General features: G+C 63.7%; 2 protein-coding genes. Both read left to right on the top strand.

The annotated features are described in order from the left end of the window. Positions 1-342: MSMEG_0572/Sll0783 family nitrogen starvation response protein (locus AC1RQC_RS40410; protein ID WP_492886888.1), on the top strand; the 342-nt coding region annotated here is incomplete at its 5' end. 39 nt (positions 343-381) lie between these two features. Continuing rightward, a partial coding sequence (locus AC1RQC_RS40405) for a nitrilase-related carbon-nitrogen hydrolase (protein WP_492886887.1) occupies positions 382-752 on the top strand: 371 nt, incomplete at its 3' end.

Here is a 752-nt window from a genome sequence, read left to right as displayed (position 1 = left end):
GGCTTCGTCAACCTGCTGCAGGCCACGCGCCTGCAACGCAAGGGCTTCGAGACCTCCATCCTGCTGTACGGCCCGGGCGTGACGCTGGGCCTGCAGCGCGGTTTTCCCACGCTGGGCGACGAAGCCTTCGCCGGCCATCTCAACTTCAACAAGCAGATCACCAAGTTCATGGAAGAGGGCGGCAAGGTCTACGCCTGCCGCTTTGCGCTGCAAGCGCTGTATGGCCATGGCGAAGCCTCGCTGATCGAAGGCATCCGCCCGATCAGCCCGCTCGATGTGCTGGACCTGAAGCTGATCCACCGCAAGGAGAACGCGCTGATCCTGGATACCTGGACGGTTTAACGCTTCGGTTCAACGCTTAGAAAAAGGGCGGGCATCACCATGTCACAGAAACGCATTGTGCGCGCGGCCGCGGTCCAGATCTCACCGGACCTCGAGCACGGCGAAGGCACGCTTGGCAAAGTGTGCGAGGCCATCGACCGCGCCGCACGGGAAGGCGTGCAACTGATCGTCTTTCCGGAAACCTTCCTGCCGTACTACCCGTACTTCTCCTTCGTACGGCCGCCCGTGCAATCCGGCAGCGACCATATGCGGCTGTACGAGCAGGCGGTGGTGGTGCCCGGCCCCGTCACCCATGCCGTGTCCGAGCGCGCGCGCCGGCACGCCATGGTGGTGGTGCTCGGCGTCAACGAGCGCGACCACGGCAGTCTCTACAACACGCAACTCATTTTCGATACCGACGGCCGCCTGGT

It is taken from the genome of Cupriavidus sp. GW822-FHT03E04 (assembly GCF_058801495.1).
The sequence above is the reverse complement of the archived record's forward strand: the minus strand, read 5'-3'. Positions and strand labels throughout refer to the sequence as shown.